The sequence below is a fragment of the Pseudoalteromonas sp. SR41-7 genome (assembly GCF_014163935.1).
Classification (GTDB): Bacteria; Pseudomonadota; Gammaproteobacteria; order Enterobacterales; family Alteromonadaceae; genus Pseudoalteromonas; species Pseudoalteromonas distincta.
The window spans coordinates 14,164-34,870 of sequence record NZ_JACJEF010000022.1; the positions used below are offsets into that span (position 1 = coordinate 14,164).

Annotated in this window: 21 protein-coding genes; 7 read left to right on the forward strand and 14 right to left on the reverse strand. The window is 39.3% G+C overall.

The window, feature by feature from the left end:
- Nucleotides 1-26 precede the first annotated feature (26 nt).
- Nucleotides 27-1,874: a M2 family metallopeptidase gene (locus tag H5092_RS19585; protein ID WP_182734746.1), complete on the forward strand. Its 1,848-nt coding sequence runs from the start codon at nucleotides 27-29 to the stop codon at nucleotides 1,872-1,874.
- 66 nt (nucleotides 1,875-1,940) lie between these two features.
- Here the strand turns inward: H5092_RS19585 and H5092_RS19590 are convergent, their stop codons facing one another.
- From H5092_RS19590 to H5092_RS19625, 8 genes are all read right to left on the reverse strand, one after another.
- Entirely contained in the window at nucleotides 1,941-2,744 is an 804-nt protein-coding gene (locus H5092_RS19590) for a putative porin (RefSeq protein ID WP_182734748.1), read from the reverse strand.
- 650 nt (nucleotides 2,745-3,394) lie between these two features.
- Nucleotides 3,395-4,189 carry a putative porin gene (locus H5092_RS19595; protein WP_002962833.1) on the reverse strand — a complete coding sequence of 265 codons (795 nt, stop codon included), beginning with the start codon at nucleotides 4,187-4,189 and terminating at the stop codon, nucleotides 3,395-3,397.
- A gap of 199 nt (nucleotides 4,190-4,388) precedes the next feature.
- Entirely contained in the window at nucleotides 4,389-4,763 is a 375-nt protein-coding gene (locus H5092_RS19600) for a PH domain-containing protein (protein ID WP_007377979.1), read from the reverse strand.
- Nucleotides 4,763-5,671 carry an ABC transporter ATP-binding protein gene (locus H5092_RS19605; RefSeq protein WP_007377980.1) on the reverse strand — a complete coding sequence of 303 codons (909 nt, stop codon included), beginning with the start codon at nucleotides 5,669-5,671 and terminating at the stop codon, nucleotides 4,763-4,765. The genes H5092_RS19600 and H5092_RS19605 overlap by 1 nt, the downstream gene beginning before the upstream one ends.
- Complete coding sequence (locus tag H5092_RS19610; RefSeq protein ID WP_182734750.1) at nucleotides 5,668-6,495, reverse strand: ABC transporter permease; 828 nt, start codon at nucleotides 6,493-6,495, stop codon at nucleotides 5,668-5,670. The genes H5092_RS19605 and H5092_RS19610 overlap by 4 nt, the downstream gene beginning before the upstream one ends.
- Before the next feature lie 143 nt (nucleotides 6,496-6,638).
- A complete protein-coding gene (locus tag H5092_RS19615; protein ID WP_024605559.1) occupies nucleotides 6,639-7,820 on the reverse strand; it encodes a cystathionine beta-lyase in 1,182 nt (393 codons plus the stop codon).
- Between the two features lie 9 nt (nucleotides 7,821-7,829).
- Nucleotides 7,830-8,750 (reverse strand): NAD(+) diphosphatase, encoded by a 921-nt coding sequence (nudC, locus tag H5092_RS19620; protein WP_182734776.1) that lies wholly within the window; start codon nucleotides 8,748-8,750, stop codon nucleotides 7,830-7,832.
- 173 nt (nucleotides 8,751-8,923) lie between these two features.
- The gene (locus tag H5092_RS19625; RefSeq protein WP_002962844.1) at nucleotides 8,924-9,427 is read right to left on the reverse strand and encodes an NYN domain-containing protein; all 504 of its coding nucleotides are present in this window, start codon (nucleotides 9,425-9,427) and stop codon (nucleotides 8,924-8,926) included.
- Between the two features lie 150 nt (nucleotides 9,428-9,577).
- Here H5092_RS19625 and H5092_RS19630 point away from each other — a divergent pair, with 150 nt between their 5' ends.
- On the forward strand, nucleotides 9,578-10,201 hold the full coding sequence (locus H5092_RS19630; RefSeq protein ID WP_182734752.1) for a hypothetical protein: 624 nt from the start codon (nucleotides 9,578-9,580) through the stop codon (nucleotides 10,199-10,201).
- Nucleotides 10,201-10,956: a DUF3307 domain-containing protein gene (locus H5092_RS19635; protein ID WP_182734754.1), complete on the forward strand. Its 756-nt coding sequence runs from the start codon at nucleotides 10,201-10,203 to the stop codon at nucleotides 10,954-10,956. The genes H5092_RS19630 and H5092_RS19635 overlap by 1 nt, the downstream gene beginning before the upstream one ends.
- A gap of 124 nt (nucleotides 10,957-11,080) precedes the next feature.
- Here H5092_RS19635 and H5092_RS19640 read toward each other — a convergent pair whose 3' ends face one another.
- Nucleotides 11,081-12,475, reverse strand: coding sequence for a DEAD/DEAH box helicase (locus tag H5092_RS19640; RefSeq protein ID WP_024595752.1), 1,395 nt, complete (start codon nucleotides 12,473-12,475; stop codon nucleotides 11,081-11,083).
- Between the two features lie 200 nt (nucleotides 12,476-12,675).
- Entirely contained in the window at nucleotides 12,676-13,515 is an 840-nt protein-coding gene (locus H5092_RS19645) for an isopenicillin N synthase family oxygenase (protein ID WP_008172584.1), read from the reverse strand.
- Nucleotides 13,516-13,782: 267 nt separating this feature from the next.
- On the opposite strand from H5092_RS19645, the gene H5092_RS19650 reads away from it, so the two are divergent.
- On the forward strand, nucleotides 13,783-14,985 hold the full coding sequence (locus H5092_RS19650) for a bifunctional alpha/beta hydrolase/OsmC family protein (protein WP_033040721.1): 1,203 nt from the start codon (nucleotides 13,783-13,785) through the stop codon (nucleotides 14,983-14,985).
- Between the two features lie 58 nt (nucleotides 14,986-15,043).
- Here the strand turns inward: H5092_RS19650 and H5092_RS19655 are convergent, their stop codons facing one another.
- The gene (locus H5092_RS19655) at nucleotides 15,044-15,796 is read right to left on the reverse strand and encodes an alpha/beta hydrolase (RefSeq protein ID WP_182734756.1); all 753 of its coding nucleotides are present in this window, start codon (nucleotides 15,794-15,796) and stop codon (nucleotides 15,044-15,046) included.
- 129 nt (nucleotides 15,797-15,925) lie between these two features.
- Between H5092_RS19655 and H5092_RS19660 the strand changes: the two genes are divergently transcribed.
- On the forward strand, nucleotides 15,926-16,249 hold the full coding sequence (locus H5092_RS19660) for a hypothetical protein (protein WP_010555318.1): 324 nt from the start codon (nucleotides 15,926-15,928) through the stop codon (nucleotides 16,247-16,249).
- Nucleotides 16,250-16,321: 72 nt separating this feature from the next.
- Here H5092_RS19660 and H5092_RS19665 read toward each other — a convergent pair whose 3' ends face one another.
- From H5092_RS19665 to aspS, 3 genes are all read right to left on the reverse strand, one after another.
- Nucleotides 16,322-16,918: a pentapeptide repeat-containing protein gene (locus tag H5092_RS19665; protein ID WP_182734758.1), complete on the reverse strand. Its 597-nt coding sequence runs from the start codon at nucleotides 16,916-16,918 to the stop codon at nucleotides 16,322-16,324.
- A 16-nt stretch (nucleotides 16,919-16,934) separates the two neighbouring features.
- Nucleotides 16,935-17,165 (reverse strand): hypothetical protein, encoded by a 231-nt coding sequence (locus H5092_RS19670; RefSeq protein WP_076924392.1) that lies wholly within the window; start codon nucleotides 17,163-17,165, stop codon nucleotides 16,935-16,937.
- A gap of 118 nt (nucleotides 17,166-17,283) precedes the next feature.
- Nucleotides 17,284-19,062: an aspartate--tRNA ligase gene (gene aspS / locus H5092_RS19675; RefSeq protein ID WP_182734760.1), complete on the reverse strand. Its 1,779-nt coding sequence runs from the start codon at nucleotides 19,060-19,062 to the stop codon at nucleotides 17,284-17,286.
- Between the two features lie 247 nt (nucleotides 19,063-19,309).
- Between aspS and H5092_RS19680 the strand changes: the two genes are divergently transcribed.
- Together H5092_RS19680 and H5092_RS19685 are read left to right on the forward strand one after the other, a co-directional pair.
- The gene (locus H5092_RS19680) at nucleotides 19,310-20,158 is read left to right on the forward strand and encodes a DUF72 domain-containing protein (protein ID WP_182734762.1); all 849 of its coding nucleotides are present in this window, start codon (nucleotides 19,310-19,312) and stop codon (nucleotides 20,156-20,158) included.
- Nucleotides 20,159-20,182: 24 nt separating this feature from the next.
- Nucleotides 20,183-20,683 (forward strand): M48 family metallopeptidase, encoded by a 501-nt coding sequence (locus H5092_RS19685; protein ID WP_165724193.1) that lies wholly within the window; start codon nucleotides 20,183-20,185, stop codon nucleotides 20,681-20,683.
- Nucleotides 20,684-20,707 lie beyond the last annotated feature (24 nt).

Sequence of the window (20,707 nt, forward strand, 5' to 3'; positions counted from 1 at the left end):
TAATAACAATAAATTAAAGGAATAGCATGACCCCCTTTCGATTTAAACTAAGTATGAGCGCCTTAATGGTAGCAAGTACTCTTGCTTTAACGGCCTGCGATGCAGAAGTAACGATAGACACTACCGATTCAGCACACACTAAAAAAGCTGTAACAGCTAAAGGTGCAAAAACATTTATAACAAACACAGAAAAAGAACTAAGTGCACTTTATTTAGAATCGAGCCGTGCAGAGTGGATTTACGCAAACTTTATTACTCATGATACGTCGGCTCTATCGGCTGAAGTTAACCGTAAAATGACCGAAACAGTCGTGCGTTTAGCAAATGAAGCTGCAAAATACGACGAACTAGAGCTTGATTACGATGCTCGCCGTAAGCTTGATAAACTAAAACTCGCACTTACACTTCCTGCCCCACAAGACGCTGATAAAACAGCGCAACTTTCACAAATTGTCGCAGAGCTTGGCGGGCTATACGGTAAGGGTAAATACTGTAAAGAAGACGGCAGCTGTTTAAGCCTTGGCGACATGACTTCAAAAATGGCCACCAGCCGAGATTACAACGAACTACTTGATTTATGGCAAGGCTGGCGTGAAATATCAAAACCCATGCGCCCACTTTACGAGCAACAAGTAGCACTTACCAACGAAGGTGCGAAGGAGCTTGGTTATGCCGATACGGGCGCTATGTGGCGCAGTAAATACGATATGCCTGCTGATGACTTTACCACTGAGCTTGACCGTATTTGGGGCCAAGTTAAACCACTTTATAACTCGCTACACTGCCATGTTCGCGCAAAGTTAGGTGAAAAGTACGGCACCGACAAAGTACCTCAAGATCAGCCAATACCAGCACACTTACTCGGTAATATGTGGGCGCAAGCATGGGGTAATATTTACGATGTAGTTGCACCAGAAAACGCCGACCCGGGTTACGACGTAACCGAGTTATTAGCTCAAAATAATTACGACGAACTTAAAATGGTCAAAGGGGCTGAAAACTTTTTTACCTCAATGGGTTTTGATGCGCTACCAGAGACATTTTACGAGCGTTCATTGTTTGTAAAACCAAAAGACAGAGATGTGCAGTGTCATGCATCAGCATGGAATATCGATAGCAAAGACGATTTACGCATTAAAATGTGTATTCAGCGCACAGGCGAAGAGTTTTCAGTTATTCACCATGAATTAGGTCATAACTTTTATCAACGCGCATATAACAAGCAGCCTTTATTTTATCAAGAAAGTGCAAACGATGGTTTTCATGAAGCCATTGGAGACACCATTGCCTTATCGGTTACACCGGGCTACTTAAAAGAAATTGGCTTACTAGAGCAAGTACCTGATGAATCAAAAGACATTGGTCTATTAATGAAAATGGCACTTGATAAAGTGGCTTTTGTGCCATTTAGCTTAATGGTTGATCAGTGGCGTTGGCAGGTATTTTCAGGTGAAGTAACCCCAGAGAACTACAATAAAGCTTGGTGGGAATTACGTGAAAAATACCAAGGAGTGCAAGCTCCTATCGCACGTAGCGAAAACGACTTTGATCCGGGTGCTAAGTACCACGTTCCGGGTAACACGCCTTATACACGTTACTTTTTAGCGCATATTTTACAATTTGAGTTTCATCGCAGCTTATGTGAAATTGCCGGTAACGATAAAGCCATTCATCGCTGCTCTATTTATAATTCAAAAGAAGCAGGGGATAGGCTAAACGCTATGCTTGAAATGGGTTCATCTCGCCCTTGGCAAGAAGCGCTTGAAACTGTAACAGGTAAACCGCAAATGGATGCCACAGCAATGCTCGATTACTTTGCACCATTACAAACATATTTAGATAAACAAAACGAAGGCCGCAACTGCGGCTGGTAAATAGCGCTGAATAAAAAGCCCGCTCAAATGAGCGGGCTTTTTATTCATATTCTAATTTTAGTTAAATTAGAACTGTAAGCTTACATTTGCAAAGTAAGCATCATAATCAGAATCATCCCAGTTATTGCCGTAACCTGCTTCTAAACCAACATTGTTGTTGAAAAAGTGTTGAGCACCAAGAGTGTAATCATCATTTTTATTAACTGTAACAAAAACCGATGTTGCTTTGCTGAAATAGTAGTTAGATGCTAATTCCCAGTTACTTGAACCGCCATCAACATCTTCAAATTTACCTTCAACAGTCAAGTAGTTACCTTGCTGTAAATCAACAAAGTACTTAGCTGCTACTGCACGGTAATCAAACTCATCATCTGCTGTTACTGTAAAGCCAATATAATCAGTGCTGTTTAACTGGTGGTTATATGCCAAATCAAACACAAACTGATTGTCAGCATCTTCTACATCAACAAACGTAGCTTTTAATACAAGGTTTGGGTTAAAGAAGTAACCAGCTGAAAGTTCAATTACATCCGTGCTTGAGCCAAAATCACTATCGAAATTATTGTACTGTGCACCTAATACAAAATCTTCTACAAAATACTCACCGCCAATGCTGGTAACATCTCCAAAATCATTATCACTGTATGCACCATAAACATTTGTTTGCTTATTGATGTATTCAAATTGATCGTAAGGACCTAAAGTCGCTTTTGGAGAAAAATAATAAGTTGAGTCAACAGTTATTGTGTCATCACCATCTACATCCACGTATCCTACATGGCTGATTGATTGGTAAGTATCTGCAGCTATTGCAGTGGTTGCAGCGCTTGATAATAAAATGCTCGAAATGATAACGGCTAATTTTTTCATTTTAAATTCCCTATAAATATTACTTTTTATGCCTCAGCTGTCTAGCTAAAGTCGGGGCGCATCCTAACGTCAAAAAAATGAACAAAAACTGAATAAGAGGGCAAATTAAAACCGCTTGAAATGTAAATAATTACAAGTGAATGTAAACAACAGGTATCAAAAAAATCTACGTAACAATAGTCTGTCATCATTTAAACTCAAAAAGTAACAAATAAGGTACAAGTTGTCGCTAAATTAAACACAACTTAATTATTCGATAAACCTCATCAATATAACCTCCCCTCACTAAATTTTTCTAATTTCTCAAAATAATGACTATATTAAATTCATTATTTCTGAATTTATAATAAAAACTAGGTTTGTATAAGTGCATATTTTTATCTGTTTTTTCCAATAACCATTATTTACCAGCAAAAAAAACTCCAATACTCATTATTTTATAGCTATTATCATCGACTCTACTTAATGGCTTTAATAACAATCTAGCCATTTATGGCAACTCTATTTATAACTTAAAGGGGTTATTTAGATGGGCATAATAAAAGCCGTAATTATGGTTGGTAAAAGAACAAACGTTTATAAACAACAAAGCCCGCTAAATTTAGCGGGCTTTTGATATTACTTTTGTATTAACTAAGTACGGGACTTAATTAAAACTGGAAACGCATGTTAGCAAAGTACGCATCGTTGTCAGAATCATCAGCGTTGTTTTCGTAACCCACCTTTACACCAATATTTTTATTGATAAAGTGTTGAGCACCAAAGCTGTAAGTGTCTTGCTTGTTGTAGTTAGCAAATACAGATGTTGCTTTTGAGAAGTAGTAGTTAGTTTCTGCTACCCATTGGTTTTCTGCGTCATCAATGCTTTCGTATTTACCTTCAAAAGTAAGGTAGTTACCTTGCTGTAAATCAATAAAGTATTTAGCAGCAACTGCACGGTAATCAAAATCGTCGTCTGATGTAAGTGTAACACCTACGTAATCAGTGCTGTTTAGCATGTAGTTGTAAGCTAAATCAAATAATGCGTAATCGTCGCCGTCTTTGTTTTCAACTAGTGTTACTTTTGCAAGTAAATCAGGGTTGAAAAAGTAACCACCCGTCAGTTTATAAAGCTCACTGTTAGAACCTGAATCTGGGTCTAGGTTTTCGTAAGATGCGCCAACAACAAATTCATTAATGAAGTATTCACCACCAACTGATGTTAAATCGCCAAAGTCGTCATCAGCATAGCCACCATATACGTTAGTTTGTTTATTGATGTATTCAAACTGATCGTACGGACCTAAAGTTTTTTTAGGAGATAAGTAGTAAATAGAATCTACAGCAACGGTGTCGTTGTTATCGCTATTTTTGTAGCTTAGGTTACTAATTGAATTATAGCTGTCTGCAGCAGCCGCAGTGCTAGATAATAAAATGCTCGAAATAATAACTGCTAATTTTTTCATTGTAAGACTTCCCTATGTACATTGCTTTTTATGCTCTAGCTGTATTGCTAAAGTCGAGGCACATGCTAACGTTAGGAAACTGAATGAAAACTTAACTAACCAGTTGTATTTATTAAGTTAATTGTAAGGAAGTGTTGTAAACTGTAAAATTAAAGTAGTTGCAACATCTAGTCAACAACTACTTAAAACATGTACCGTATTAAAGCGCGTGTTGGCTAATAATTCGGTAAACATCGTTAATATTATCGCCAGACTTAAACTCTTTACTAATTGGTGTTGGATCTGAGCCAACCCATATTTTTAGCTCGGCATCTAAGTCAAAATGGCCTGCACTTTCTTTACTAAACTTGGTAATTTTAGAGTAAGCAATACTCACCATTTCCATTTTAGAACCGGTCATACCTTGCTTATCAATTAAGATTAAGCGCTTATTAGTAAAAATAAACATATCACGTACTACTTTATATGCTTTTTCTACTTGCTCGCCGTCAATTAATGTATTGGCGAGGATTTTTTCTAAATCAGAATCGTCAACTTCGCTTGCATTACCCATAAGTCCGCTAAGTAAACCCATTATACTTTCTCCTGTTTAAATATTTGATTCTCTAATGTATGACCATTAACTAACTGCCGGTACTGCCAGTGTTGTTGATGACAAAAATTCAGTAGTGCAATATCAAGTGGATCGCTCGTTGGCTGATACTCAACTACATATTCTTTATGTTGGCTCATATACACACGACTCACACCTGCAATTGCTTGAAGCTGTTGCTCAACATTTTGATAAGCCTCGCTTAGCATTAATGTATAAAAGTGTTTATCGGTATTATTAGTTTTTGTTTGATGCTCGCTTAGTACGCCTTTATCTAAATGAAGTACCTGTGAGCATAGTCGCTCAAGCTCAGTTAAATCGTGAGAGCTTAAAATAAATGTAGCCTGTTCACTTAATTCTGATACCAGCTCACGTACTTCTCTGGCATGAATCGGATCAAGCCCTGCGGTTGCTTCATCAAGCATTACAATTTGTGGTGCGCCAATAAGTGCTTGCGCTATCGTAACGCGCTTGCGCATACCGTGCGATAAATCCCCCGCACGCTGCTTTGCAATTTCTTTTAAGCCAACTAAATCAAGTACACGTAGCGCCTCAGTTTGGCTTTGCTTTGCCCCCATACCTTGTAGCTTTGCATAAAAGGCGAGTTGCTTATCTATATTAAAACGAGGGTCAAGTTGCGCGTCTTGCGGTAATGCACTTACTTTATTAAATAAAGCAGCACTACCAGGTTTATGCCCTAATATTTCAAGGCTGCCTTTACTTGGCGCAATATAGCCGCACAACAAACTAAATAAGGTAGTTTTACCCGCACCATTTGGTCCAACAAGTGCCACTGGCGCGCCTTTATTAATCTCAAAGTCCACATTATTAAGCGCAAGTTTTGCACCATACGATTTACTCAAACCGCTAGCTGTAATTAATGGTCTCATAGTGAGCTCCTTGCAAAAATACGTTGAGCAACGCTTAGTAATACCGCAGTTTGCACAAGGGGAATAGCCACAGCGCTCAATAATGGTAAATTTTGCCCCGCTAATAGCTCTATTTGCACACCCGGAAATAAATAATCAAGCAAGCCTAATGCAGGTATTTGCCATTGCAATATACCAACTACAATACCGCCTGCTGCAAAATATAAAATTGCCAATACAATAGATAAACGCGATGAGCGAGCAAAGGTATTAATTAACGTCATTAGTGCTACAAATGGGCACAAAGTAATCACTAATATTAAAAATATAGAAAGCGCACGGGCAAAACCACCAGCCAGTAAACTTGGCTCTCTAAAACCCAATACCGCGAGTGTAGCCACAAGCGTTATACCCACCAAACATGCTAATACTCCTAGCTGCCCTAGAAAACGGCCAAACAGTATTTCAAAGCGAGTGGAGCGCAGTGATAAAAACCTTAGTGTGCCACGCTCTCTATCGCCTACCGTTTGGTCGCTACAAATAAATAAACCAAAAACGGGAAAGCTATAAAGGGCTATTAACCAATACATAGCAAATTCGGCCTCAGGCCAATCCAATAATTTACTTAAACCAATAGAACCTGATATATCACGGGCTATTTGCTCAAAATCGGGCGCACTTACAATGCCTACTGCCTGCCCTATTGGGTAGCGCAGTATTATTAGCCACACCAATGCAAAGGCAGCTAATGCAATAAGTCCACGTTTAGTTAAAAACATACGTACAAGCTCAAATCCCGCTATTTGCGTTAATCGCCCTACGTTTATCGGTAATGGTGTTGCCATTGACTATCCTTAATGACTTTTTATTTTCTGTGTATTTATCCACACTAAGTGTAAACACCTTGAATTACCAGCAAAAAAAAGCCCACCTATAGTGAGCTTTGTAACAATACATTTAAATGTAACAGCATAAATCGCGAGATAAATTATAAATGCTGCTTATAAACCTCAAGTGCTTGGCTTAAATCGCTAATTAAATCTTCAACATCTTCAAGGCCAATATGCAGGCGAATAACCGGCCCTAAATCCCAGCCTGTATTTGAGCGCAGCCCTTTCATAGTTAAATTAGCCGTTACTAAGCTTTCAAAACCGCCCCACGAAAAGCCCATTTTGATATGCTCAAGGCTATCTAAAAATGCATCAATCGCTTTTTGATTGCCGGTTTTCATCACAAATGAAAACAACCCATTACTGCCATCAAAGTCACGTTTAAAAAACTCATGCCCTGGGCAGCTTTCAAATGCAGGGTGTCGAATATGATCAACAAGCTCATGTTGCTCAAGCCATTTAGCTACTTCTATTGCTGCTTTTTCATGTTGATTTAAACGCACACCCATTGTACGCAAGCCTCTAAGTGCTAAATACGCATCATCGGCACTGGTACATTGCCCTAGTAAGTATGAGTTTTCGCGCAAGGTTGGCCAATACTTTTTATTAGCAACAGCCACCCCCATCATCACGTCTGAATGGCCAACAATATACTTTGTTGCAGCTTGAATACTAATATCAACACCGTGCTCTAACGGGCGATAATGCAGACCGTTACCGTAGGTATTATCAAGCATGGTCATTACGTTGTGCTCATTGGCTACTTTTACCATAGCGGGCACATCTTGCACTTCCATCGTAATAGAGCCTGGAGATTCTAAAAACAACACTTTAGTATTTGGCTGAATGTAATCTTTAATACCTGCGCCAATGGTTGGCGGGTAATAGGTTGTTGTAATGCCCAGCCCCACTAAAATTTTATCGCAAAAATCGCGAGTTGGTTCGTACACGTTATCAACCATTAAAATATGATCACCGGTTTTTAAAAACGATAAAAATACTTGGCTGATCGCCGCAGCGCCACAAGGGTACAATGCACACCCTTCGCCGCCTTCAAGTTCTGTAATCGCTTCTTGTAGCGCAAAGTGTGTTGTTGTTCCTCGGCGCCCATAAAATAACGTTTTATCGCCACGGGTTTTAGCTGCTTCTTTTAAATCGGCTACAGTATCAAATACAATGGTAGATGCACGCTGTACAACAGGGTTTACTACGCCATGTGTATAGGCTTTTTTTCGCCCTGATGATACCAGCTGAGTGTTTTTATTACTTTTACTCGACATTGTTAATCCTTAAGGGTTTGTGCGCCAATGCTCAATTAAATAACGAGAGATAGAATCGGTTCTAGGCAGCTTTAAATGCTCGCCTTCTTCGTGCCAATTACCAAATTGCTCTAAGTCTTCACGACTAAACCATTTTGCATCGTCTAGCTCTTCTTTATCTACGTTAATTTGCTCAGATGTCGCCTGTGCAAAAAAGCCAAGCATAATTGACGATGGGAACGGCCATGGCTGAGATGCAACATAACGTACGTTATCAACTTCTATGCCTGCCTCTTCTTTAACTTCACGCGCAACAGCTTGTTCCAGTGTCTCCCCTGGGTCTACAAATCCAGCAAGCGACGAATACATACCTGTGGGCCACGCAGCTTGGCGACCTAATAAACAGCGTTCTACTCCGTCAGCAAAGACTTTAGTAACGACCATAATTACCGCAGGATCGGTGCGCGGGAATGTAGGATGCTTACAGTTTTCGTTTTCACACACTCTAGAGTGCCCGGCTTCCACTGAACGGTTTTTACTACCGCAGCGCCCACAAAAACGGTGCGTGGCATGCCAATAACATAGCCCTCTCGCAAGGGCTGCTATTGAGGCATATTTAATGGTTACTTGAGGCCCATATTGGCGAATATCAAAAAACTGAGCGCCCTCTATTAAAGGCGAAAGTACGCTTTCATCCAGATCAGAAACATCCAATGCAAACACACCATGTTTAGCATTGTTTAAACCAACAAAAATAGCACTCGTTAAATCTAAATGTGCCACTTGTTGATACGTTAAATAGCTTACTTTAGGGGTATCTTCAATAAATAGGGTTTGATTATTTTTAACTAAAACCCATTTACTTTGCGCCGACATTTGCGCTTTAAGCCAAGATGGGTCTTTACGAAAATTTGAGCCTCTGTCTAGTGGCATGTTGCTGTAATGAAGCATGTAAGTCCTTGGTAACTCGTTATGCTTTAAAATTACCATAATCATTTAGCAAACCCAATTGATTACAGTAATAAAAAAAGCCTATATAAGGCTTAATTCATCTATTACGGCTTTGTATTAAAATCTCTCATGTTGCAGGCACTTAGCTTGCACTTTTCTAACTATTTTTGCTGTTAAAGAAGTAAAGTATTATCAATTAAATGAAATTGCTCTGCGCTTTGTTTTAATACCTCAGCAGTTAACCGGTCAGCACCGTATACATCGCACGGTACATTATATTGATTTTTTAAATGCCCAAGTAACAAAGCAAAGTCACCATCGCCAGAGAGCAAAATAACTTTATCAAGGTTTTTACCCTGCTCTAACATGTCTATTGTTATGCCTACATCCCAGTCACCTTTTGCACTGCCATCACGGCGTTGAATAAATGGCTTTAGCTTTACCTCAAAACCAATCGCACGCAAAATATTTTGAAACTGATTTTGCTTTTCATCTCCTCGATAAATAGCATACGCAAAAGCACACTCAATATTGTATTGCGCCTCCATCATTCGCCAAAACGCATTGTAGTCAAAATTTTTCCCGTAACTCTCACGGCACGTGTAATAAATATTTTGCACATCAACAAAAATACCGACCCGTGGTTTCGTGCTTTGCTGCTCGTTTTGTAAAGTCATTTAGTGTCCTAGTGAGGATTAATAGCAATAAAAGTAATGTTATAAAATAAGTGTACCTTGCAATTTATATTTAAGTAACCTAAATTAGTTACATACCCTTATGTAACCAATATTGGTTACATATTAAAAAGTAACCATTTTGAGATTTTTATGATTGGTGTGATCAGCGGCGATATTATTAAATCGCAAACAATCCCTAAGCAGCAATACGATGCCATGCTTTATCAACTAGAGCAAAGTTTGCGAAACATCTCGGGGGAGCAAACACTTTGGAATATATACCGAGGCGATGCCTTTCAGTTACAAGTTAATAATCCTCAGCTCCTTTTTAAAAATGCCATACTTGTATATTTACACCTTAAATCGTCAGGTTATGAACTACGACAAAGCTTGGCACTTGGGCAAATAGATAACCCACGCAGCGATATAAAAACAGCAACCGGTTCTGCTTTTACTCTTTCGGGGCAAGGCCTTGATAAAATAGGCAATCAACGCTTTGTTTTTAATATTAACGAGCAGCAGCTCGATGAAAGCTTAAATCTTAATTTAGCCTTTGCCGACGTATTGCTCACTAAAATCACACAAAAACAATCAAATGCCCTGTATGTCTATTTAACATCACCAGACAACAGCCACGCGGCACTGGCAAAAGAGCTTAAAACAAGTCGCGAAAACGTAACCAAACTACTAAATTTAGCGCACTACCAACTTATAGAGCGCTTTATTAAGCACACACAACACGTTATAAAAAATATAATTAAAGGAGGTGAATAATGGAATTTTCACTTTTACTGGTAGCGCTTATTATTGGCCACTTACTCGCTGATTTTTACTGGCAACCTATGAGTTGGGTAAACGACAGAAATACCCGTCACTTTAAAGCCAGTAAGCTTTATTTTCATGTACTAGTGCATGGTGTAACAAGTGCACTCATTATTACCGTGTGGGAATACATATTCGGGTGGCAGCAACTAAGCAGTGTTTTAATTGCCACGGCGAGCATTATGCTGAGCCATTACTTTATTGATATAGCTAAATCGTATTCTAATAAAGGCGTGGTGCCTTTTTTACTAGATCAAATAGCGCACATACTCGTTATTATTGCGCTCAGTATTTGGTTAACTGATAACAGTAGCTTTATGGCTGCAATTAATAATATGCTCACTGATCCCAACATACTGTGGGTGGTATGCGGTTATTTAATTATTTTAAGTCCCAGCGCCGTATTTATAAGAATGATGTTAGAGCGTTTAACAAGTAACTTTTCAAGTACTGGTAGCTTACCACTTGCAGGGCAAAGCATAGGTATGTTGGAACGCGTACTTATGCTGAGCTTTATATTACTTGACCAATTTGCAGGGCTGGGTTTTTTACTTGCGGCAAAGTCGGTATTTAGGTTTGGTGATTTAAGTGCAAGCAAAGATAAAAAACTTACCGAGTACGTCATGCTCGGCACATTACTTAGCGTAAGTGTTACTTTATTTGTAGGTTTAGGTATTAACTATTTAATCAGGCAGGCAATACAGTAAGTACAAATTACAGGCAATAAAAAACGCGCTGCTTCTATTTAATTAAAGAAGGGAGCGCGTTTTTTGTATCTGCCTTTAACTAAATTCTAAATTAATTAAACGCTAGTGCAATCACTAATAATGATTAATCGTTATTGGTGCGACGACGGCGTTGGCCATTACCGCCAACAGATTCACGCTTTGCCCATGGGTTTTGCGCGCTGTCATCTGTTTTAGCTGCTGGCTTTTTAGAACCACCACGGCGTGGGCCGGTACCATTACCACCATTGTTCGGCTTTTTGCTGTTAGGCTTGCTGCTATCAGATTTAGGCTTATTAAAAGGCTGCTTTTTCTTAGGCTTTTTAGCCGGCAGTGGGCGAGCATCTAATGCGCGTTCAGCTACTGGGTTAATAGGCTCAAAACCGTCTTCCTCAGCACGTGGAATAAGCTCACCAATAAAGCGTTCAATACCGTATAAATCAACAGCATCATCAACCGTTACAAACGAAATCGCATGACCCGACGCACCAGCACGGCCTGTACGGCCAATACGATGAACATAATCTTCATATACGTTTGGTAAGTCGTAGTTAACAACATGCGGTAATTCAACAATGTCTAAGCCACGTGCAACAATGTCTGTTGCTACTAATACGCGTACTTCACCACTTTTAAAACCATCAAGTGCTTTAACACGTGCGCCTTGTGATTTATTACCATGGATAGCCGCGCCTACAATGTCATCGCGTTCAAGTTGTTTAACTAAGCGGTTAGCACCGTGCTTTGTACGGCTAAACACTAATACTTGTTGCCAATCGTTAGTCCGAATTAAGTGGCTTAGCAATGCTGTTTTACGTGTTTTATCTACCGCGTAAACGCACTGAGTAACACTTTTTGCAGTGGTATTTTTTGCTGCAACTGAAATTTCAACTGGGTCATTAATTAACCCTTTTGCTAATGCACGAATTTCATCTGAAAATGTAGCCGAAAACATCAAGTTTTGACGTTTAGCAGGCATTTTAGCAATTAAGCGTTTAATGTCGTGAATAAAGCCCATGTCTAACATGCGGTCAGCTTCATCGAGTACAAGCACTTCAACGCTATCAAATTTAACTGCATTTTGATTATGTAAGTCGATTAAACGACCCGGCGTTGCTACTAAAATATCAACACCTTTACGAAGACGCTGCATTTGTGGGTTAATTTTAACGCCACCGTAAACTACAAATGAACTCACATCAGAATGCTTAGCGTACTCTTCAACGTTTTCGCTTACTTGCAAAGCAAGTTCACGTGTAGGCGTTAAAATAAGCGCACGTACGTGATTGCTTTTAGCTTTAGGACCCGACGACAAGCGCTCAATAAGTGGTAATGTAAAACCCGCTGTTTTACCTGTACCTGTTTGCGCTGCTGCCATAACGTCACGGCGTTCAATAATTGCAGGAATTGCTTGAGCCTGAATCGGCGTTGGCGTTTCATAGCCCTTTTCTAAAACCGCATTAACCAAAGACTGTGATAAACCTAAACCTTCAAAACTCATATAAACTCTCTTTTAAATAAGGCTACATTAGCCAGTTGCGCGCATTATACCTGTAGTAGCTAAGAATGCATGCCATTATTTACGTTGCAGGCAATTGAGCATAGTTTATTAAAGTTAAACCTGTGATTAAGTTGCTCAAAAATGCAAAAAACGGCCATAAGCCGTTTTTTGTTTATACTTAATTACTCTAAGTATTAGAGTTACTTAACACCTAACTCACGCAAACGTTCTTGCAAGTAGCTATCTGCCGTGTAGCGCTCTGAAAGCACAACATCTGGATGCGGGTGTAAAAATAACGGTAATGAAATACGCGATTTAGTAGATGCTTTACCCGTTGGGTTAATTACACGGTGAATTGTCGATGGGAAATACCCGCCCGACGCTTCTTGTAGCATGTCGCCGATATTAATAATTAAGCTGCCAAAATCACATGGCACGTCTAACCAACCGCCATCTGTTTTTTGAACTTGTAAACCAGGCTCATTAGAAGCTGGTAATACAGTCAATAAATTAATATCGCCATGGGCTGCTGCGCGAATAGCACCAGGCTCTTCATCACCCGTCATAGGCGGATAATGAAGGATACGTAACAATGTTTGCTCAGAATCGGCAATCATGTCTTTTAAATCAATCGAAAACTTAGCACGCACATCAGCTGGTGCTTCAGCCTGAACCCAGCTTAATAATGTGCCAGCAAATTCACTTGCTAAACGGTAGTATTCACGTACATCAGCTTCAAGCTGGGCAGGAACGCGACCTTTAGGGTACACATGAAAGTACTCTTTAATGTCTTTTATTGTAAAGCCTTTCGCTACTTCTGATACTGAAGGCGGAAAGTAACCGTCTTGAGTTTCTTTAGAGAATAAAAAGTCGTGCTTTTGCTCTGAGTTAAAAAAGTCTTGCCAATTTTTGTAAATAGACTCAACTAAAGACTGTGGGATTGGGTGGTTTTTTAAAACGCCAAATCCAGTATTTCTTAACGATTCAACAAATTGTGCAGCCGCATCGGGAGCTTTATAATCAACAGTAGGTAATTGCATTGTACGTTCCAGTGAATAGGTTGTGTGAAGTGAGTTGCTTTTAATAGTGCTAAATTACTTATATAAAGTAGCAAAGCCTTCATTATAGCGCTATGCGAGGATAGACAAATGACCTCAAAAACATAAGGACATATGTCCGCAAGGCATAGTCACTGTCACTTTGTTTGATCAAGATCAACTAATAAAAAAACGTTGAATTTGCAAGGTTTAGTAACTATCTCTGGTTTATTATTAGAATATATTTTATTTGTGTAAATAAGGCTCCCCATGCGACAAAAAGTATCTTTTAAAAGCGGCGATTTAGAACTTGCCGGCCAACTTGAACTTCCCTCTGGTGACGTTAAGTTTTACGCGCTATTTGCACACTGCTTCACATGCGGTAAAGACATTGCAGCAGCTACACGGATTAGCCGTGCACTCACACAACAAGGTATCGCCGTACTACGTTTCGACTTTACCGGTTTAGGTAATAGTGATGGCGACTTTGCTAACAGTAACTTTTCATCAAACATTCAAGATTTAGTATCTGCGGCAAATCATTTACGTGAGCATTTTGCTCCGCCGCAACTACTCATTGGCCACAGTTTAGGCGGGGCTGCGGTACTTGCTGCTGCTGAGCATATTCCTGAAGTATCGGCTATTACAACCATTGGCGCACCGTCAGATGCGCAGCACGTAGCGCATAACTTTGAAGCACACCTTGATGAAATTAACGCAGCAGGTGAAGCTAAAGTTAACTTAGCTGGTCGTGAATTTACCATTAAAAAGCAATTTATTGACGATATAGCCAAGTACGATAAAAGCCACATAAGTAAACTTAAGCGCGCATTATTAGTAATGCACTCCCCTATTGATGCGACTGTAAATATTAGTGAAGCTGAAAAAATTTATGCATCAGCTAAGCATCCTAAAAGCTTTATTAGCCTAGATAACGCCGATCACCTTTTAACAAATAAAAATGATGCCGACTACGCTGCACAAATAATTGCAACGTGGGCAAACCGTTATGTTAAGTACGACAAAACTAAATACACGGCAAGTTTAACGGGTGGTAATGTACTTGTTGAAGAAAAAGACCATGTATTTACTCAGCACGTAAGTACAAAAGATCATACTTGGCTTGCAGATGAGCCAATAAAAGTAGGCGGTAAAAACTTAGGTCCCGATCCGTATCATCACTTATTAGCGGGGCTTGGTGCCTGTACGGCCATGACACTACGTATGTACGCTACACGTAAAAACTTACCACTGGAGCATGTTAAAGTAGAACTTGATCACACTCGCGATTACAACAAAGATTGCGACGATTGTGAGCAAACAGGTAACCTTGAAGCCATTACCCGTAAAATCACCTTACGTGGCGACTTAACTGAGCCAGAGCGTCAGCGTTTACTCGAAATAGCCGACAAATGCCCAGTGCATAAAACACTACATAATAACCCGGTTATTGTTAGTGAACTGGTAGAATAACTGCCGTGAAATTAATATAGCGCAGGTAACACTGCGCTATGATTTAACTTTTATATACCTAACTTTTACTATCTAAAAATCCCTCTACTTCTTTACTCATTCTATCCACCAGCCATTTTGGCCCGCCATCGTACATATCGTTATGGCGTGATTTTTCTATTAGTGTTTGTGTAACAGGAAACTTATCCAGCTCTGAATCGTTTAACAGCACATTCGCATCAGCGGGATAATCACTACCACGAAGCGTTAGTACGCGAATGTTTTTATTGCGTGGGATCAACATGCGGCGATGATCGAGAGTAATAATTTGGCTTACTTCATTAGGGTAAATAGAGCCGTATAACGCCGAAATATCCCCGCCGTTTGAGTGCCCAAATAAGGCGAGCTTTGTAAAGTCGTACGCTGGGTATTTACTCGATAGCTCATTAATTAAAAACTTAAGCGTTACTACGCCACGGTGCCAGTTTTCCATGCGAGTGGTTAAGTAAGGTTGCTCACGATTAAGGTAAGGGTCACTTTTCAATTCATGTGCAACGGCTACTGTTAAGTATCCGCGCTGATTAAACGCATTACTAACAAACGTATATTCATTATGGCTAATACCGTAGCCCGCATTAATAAACGCCACAGGGCATTTTGCTTGCGCTGTACACTTAGCATTATTAGCTGGCAATGTAATATTGATAGGAATATCGCGATTACGGCTTTCATCGGTTATAACGTTGTCATTTGCATAGCTTGTTGTGCTCATAACTAATGTGCTTAGAGCTAGTGCGCTTAATATAAAAAGCTTTTTAAGTGTTTTTTGCATATTTAAATTTATATAAATTATTGTTTTTAATTAAAAATAACTTTTACTTTATAGCTTTGCATTCTCTATTGTCAAACTATGCGATAATAGCCCCCATTGTTTAAATATATTTAGTAAAAGATCCAATAAATGAAATCATACAATAGCATTCAAGAACGTATAGAAATTTTAGAAGACAAACTAACTGCAATACATGACGAAATAGAAACACTAAAAGCACCTGCTAAAAACAACAATGAACGTATTATTTTTAAGTTTATTGAAACAGGCAGCACAGGTAAAACGAAGGATTTTGTTCGTGAGTTAGGTATTAAATCACCACGTGACGGTTTGTTTTCGTCAGGTGATGTTACAAAACTAATTAAAGATGGCGCTGAAGATATTTCACCTGCGTTATTAGAAATCGCAAGACAGCTTGCCAGTGCACGTAATAAAAATGGCCCAAGCCGTTAATTACGCAGTCACGCAGTATCTAGAAGCCCAGCCAAGCTGTCGCTTCTAGATATGTAATCATATTAAACTAAATTAATCACAAAGCTCTATATTAAGGCTGGTAAGTAAATTAAGTGCTTCGAAGCGATCAAACTTAGCATTCGCTAAAATATTATTATTCAAATCTATATTAAACGCTGTCGCACCTACAAAATCACATTTTGTTAAGTTAGTTTGAAAAAACTCACTATCGCGAAAATCTGTTCCTCTAAATTCACTACCGCTTAAATCAGCGTGTCTAAAATCAACATTTTTGGCAAAGCAGTGTGTTAGTTTGAGGGCTTTGAGAGTTAATTCAAAAAAAGAACTATTACTGAGCTCGCAATAATTAAAACTCACCGGTGCGTTAATACTAAGCGCTGGCCAATCTACATCAGCCCATTGCAAACTATTTAATTTACAGTGGCTAAAACTTACATTTTCAAGCGAACTGTAGTTCCATTTAAGTGACGATAAATTACAGTTTTTAAAACTACATTCTATAAATCGGCAATTTTTAAACTGCCCGTCTGAAAAGTCGCAATCGATAAATATACACTCTTCAAACTCAGAGTTTTCAGTTAATTGCTCTGCGTACTGTAAAGCATTAAATTGTTCATCAAAATACTGGTTATTATTACTTAACAACACAATTCACCTATTAAATTTAACCCGTGTAGCCATTACTTTTAGGTAAATCTTTTTTAAGCGCAAGCACAGCGATAAAAATCAAAGCAAGTAGTGGAAATAGCGCTAAACAGCCACCCACAAAAGCTAAAACACCCGGCATAGTACTTTTACGCTTACCTATTTTGTAGCTAATTACAGCAAAAATAGGAATACACAGCACAATAATAAAAACTAAAAACTCACCAAATAAGGTTGCATTGATCGACATAATAATTCCTTTTTCGTCTATTCGTTTAAAACACACTCTGCTATAAATTTAACCATAAAAAAACCCTTAAGCATATAACTTAAGGGTTTTTAAATTCAGCTCAAAAGCTAAGTAATAATTACTCTTCGCTTGATACTTCTTTTTCTACAACACTAATTGCAAGCTCAGCTAACGAATCAAGGTTAGGTTTACTTGGCGCGTTGGTTAATAAACACGACGCTTGTGTTGTTTTAGGGAAAGCAATAACGTCACGAATGTTATCGGTACCACATAAAAGCATTGCTAAACGGTCAAGGCCAAATGCTAAACCAGCATGTGGTGGTGTGCCGTATTTAAGTGCATCAAGTAAAAAACCAAACTTGTCTTGTTGCTCTTGCTCGTTAATACCTAAAATTCTAAATGCGGTTTCTTGCATATCTGCATTATGAATACGTACCGAACCACCACCTACTTCGTAGCCGTTTAATACCATATCGTAGGCGTCTGAAATAGCAGAGGCTGGGTTTGCTTCAAGCTCACTTGCAGTGATATCTTTTGGTGCAGTGAATGGATGATGTACAGCATGTAATGTGCCTTCGTCATCTTCTTCAAACATTGGGAAATCTACAACCCAAAGTGGTGCCCAGCTATTAAGGTTAGTGATTTCTAAATCAACACCAATCTTAACGCGTAGCGCGCCCATTGCTTCATTTACTGTGTTGCGCTTATCGGCACCGAATAAAATAATATCGCCAGACTGTGCATTAGTACGCTCAAGTAATTTTGTGATTACGTCTTCGCTTAAAAACTTAGCCACTGGCGATTGAACACCTTCAGCGCCTGCAGTGTGGTCGTTTACTTTCATCCACGCCATGCCTTTAGCGCCGTAAATACCAATAAACTTAGTGTAATCGTCAAGTTGTTTACGAGAAAGCTTAGCGCCACCCGGTACAGTTAACACAGCAACGCGACCTTTTTCGTCGTTAGCCGGACCTGAGAAAACATTAAACTCTACGTCTTTAACTAAATCTGCAACATCAACTAATTTCATCGGGTTACGTAAATCTGGCTTATCAGAACCGTAAAGGCTCATTGCCTCGCTGTAAGGCATGATTGGAAAATCGCCTAAATCAACGTTTAGCAATGTTTGCCACATTTCGCGGATCATTTTTTCAGTCATACCACGTACTTGATCAGAGCTCATGAACGAGGTTTCTATATCTATTTGGGTAAATTCTGGTTGGCGATCGGCGCGTAAATCTTCATCACGGAAACATTTAACAATTTGGTAGTAACGGTCAAAACCCGACATCATTAACAATTGCTTAAACAACTGTGGTGACTGTGGTAAAGCGTAAAAACTACCTTTATGAACACGACTCGGTACTAAGTAATCGCGCGCGCCTTCTGGCGTTGCTTTAGTAAGTACAGGTGTTTCGATGTCTAAAAAGCCGTTTTCATCTAAAAAGCGACGAACAAAGCTGCTTGCTTTAGCACGTAATTTAATACGGTCACTCATTTCTAGACGACGTAGGTCTAGGTAACGGTATTTTAAACGACGCTCTTCTGAGTTTACTTGATTAAAATCAAGCGGTAATGGCTCAGAGCGGTTAATAATATTAAGCTCTTTACCTAAAATTTCGATCTCGCCAGTTGCCATATCTTTATTTACTTGGCTGTCTGGGCGTGCACGAACAATACCTTTTAACTGAACACAAAATTCTTGGCGAAGTGTGTTAGCCGAACTCATTAACTCTTCAATGTCAGAGTCGAATACAACTTGTACTAAACCTTCTCTATCGCGTAAATCGACAAAGATAAGTCCACCAAGGTCACGTCGTTTGTTGATCCAGCCACATAGTTCTACTTCTTGATCTACGTGAGTTTTATTTAGCTGTCCGCAATATATAGAGCGCATAGTTTTCCTGTCAGATAAAAGGCTTAAACGGTTAAAGTTATTTGTTTTAAGGCGTGTGATTTAAAAAACAGGTCACCACAATACAAATAAAGCCGCTAGCAATCTAAAAATAATCAAATTAAGCCCTGCATTATACCCAAGTAGTATCAAGATGCTAGGGCGTGTGCCGCTTTTGCCCCTGAATTTACAGCAGCTCGTTTTGTTATTTGCTACACTATCGCCACTTTATAATAAGGCGCTAGTTTGTATGTTATATATTGGATGCCCGCAGTGGTCGAGCAATGCATGGAAAGGCAATTTATTTTCAAGCCAATGTAAAAACGCCGATATGCTTAGCCAATACGCTCAGCATTTTAATTCAGTCGAAGGCAATACCAGCTTTTACGCCGATCCATCGCCAAGCACCGTGTTGCGCTGGGCAAATAGCGTTCCCGACGATTTTAAATTTACTTTTAAGTTTAATCGTCGCTTTAGCCACGAGCTGCACCTAACTAATGTTCAAACCGAGCTTACTGATTGGCTTAACTTGTTCTCCCCTATTTTAGAAAAAACTGGGCAGATCATGCTGCAATTACCTAAAGCATTTGGTCCTGGTGACTTACCCAAACTCGCCCAATTTATTAGCCTATTACCAAAAGAGGTTAATTACGGTGTAGAAGTACGTCATACTGCATTTTTTCAAAAGGGTGAAGCCGAAATAGCGCTTAACCAATTATTAATAGCAAACAACATAAATCGCATATCGATGGATACTCGCGCCCTATTTGCGGTAAAACCAACAACCGAAGCGCTACTAGATGCACAACAAAAAAAGCCCCACTTACAGGTACATGCAATAGCTACTGGCTCAGAGCCTATGGCGCGCTTTGTAATAGCCGATTTACAAAATGACTATAAACCCTTTTATAAACCGTGGCTAAGTAAAGTAAAACAATGGCTTGATGAAGGAAAAACGCCCTATGTGTTTTTTCATACGGCAGATAACCGAGAAGCGCCATTATTAGCAAGGCAGTTTTGCAAAGACCTTGGTTATGATCACAAAGCATTAAACCCATTTACTGGCGAAAAAGAAGCCCACCAGCCAGCACTTTTTTAAAAGTAAAACGACAGAGAAATAATAATGAGTAAATACGCACATTACTTTACCGGCTACCCAGCTAACATTGTTGAGCAAGTATTAAGCCTTATAAATAACAACAAGGTATGTGACTACTTACTTAAAAAGTATCCGCAAGCACACACTATTACCAGCGATAAACTACTTTATAGCTATGCAACCGAGCTTAAAAAACAATATTTAAAAAATGCGCCACCATTTGGTCGTGCGGCGTTTAAAAAACAAGGCGACATGGTGACCAATGCACTCGGTACACATACGTATCGAATGCAAGGTAAAACCCGTAAACACGATTTAGCGATAAACAGCGACTTGCTCCGCGCTCCCGAGCCGTTATTAAAAGCGTTAGTGGTACATGAGCTCGCCCACTTTAAAGAAAAAGACCACAACAAAGGTTTTTATCAACTTTGCTGCCATATGGAGCCGAGTTATCACCAGCTAGAGTTAGATTTAAGAATTTTTTGTGTGGTAGTCGCAATGGGAGAAAATCCTTATTTAAAATAAGGATTTTAGCGTTACTTAAATGAG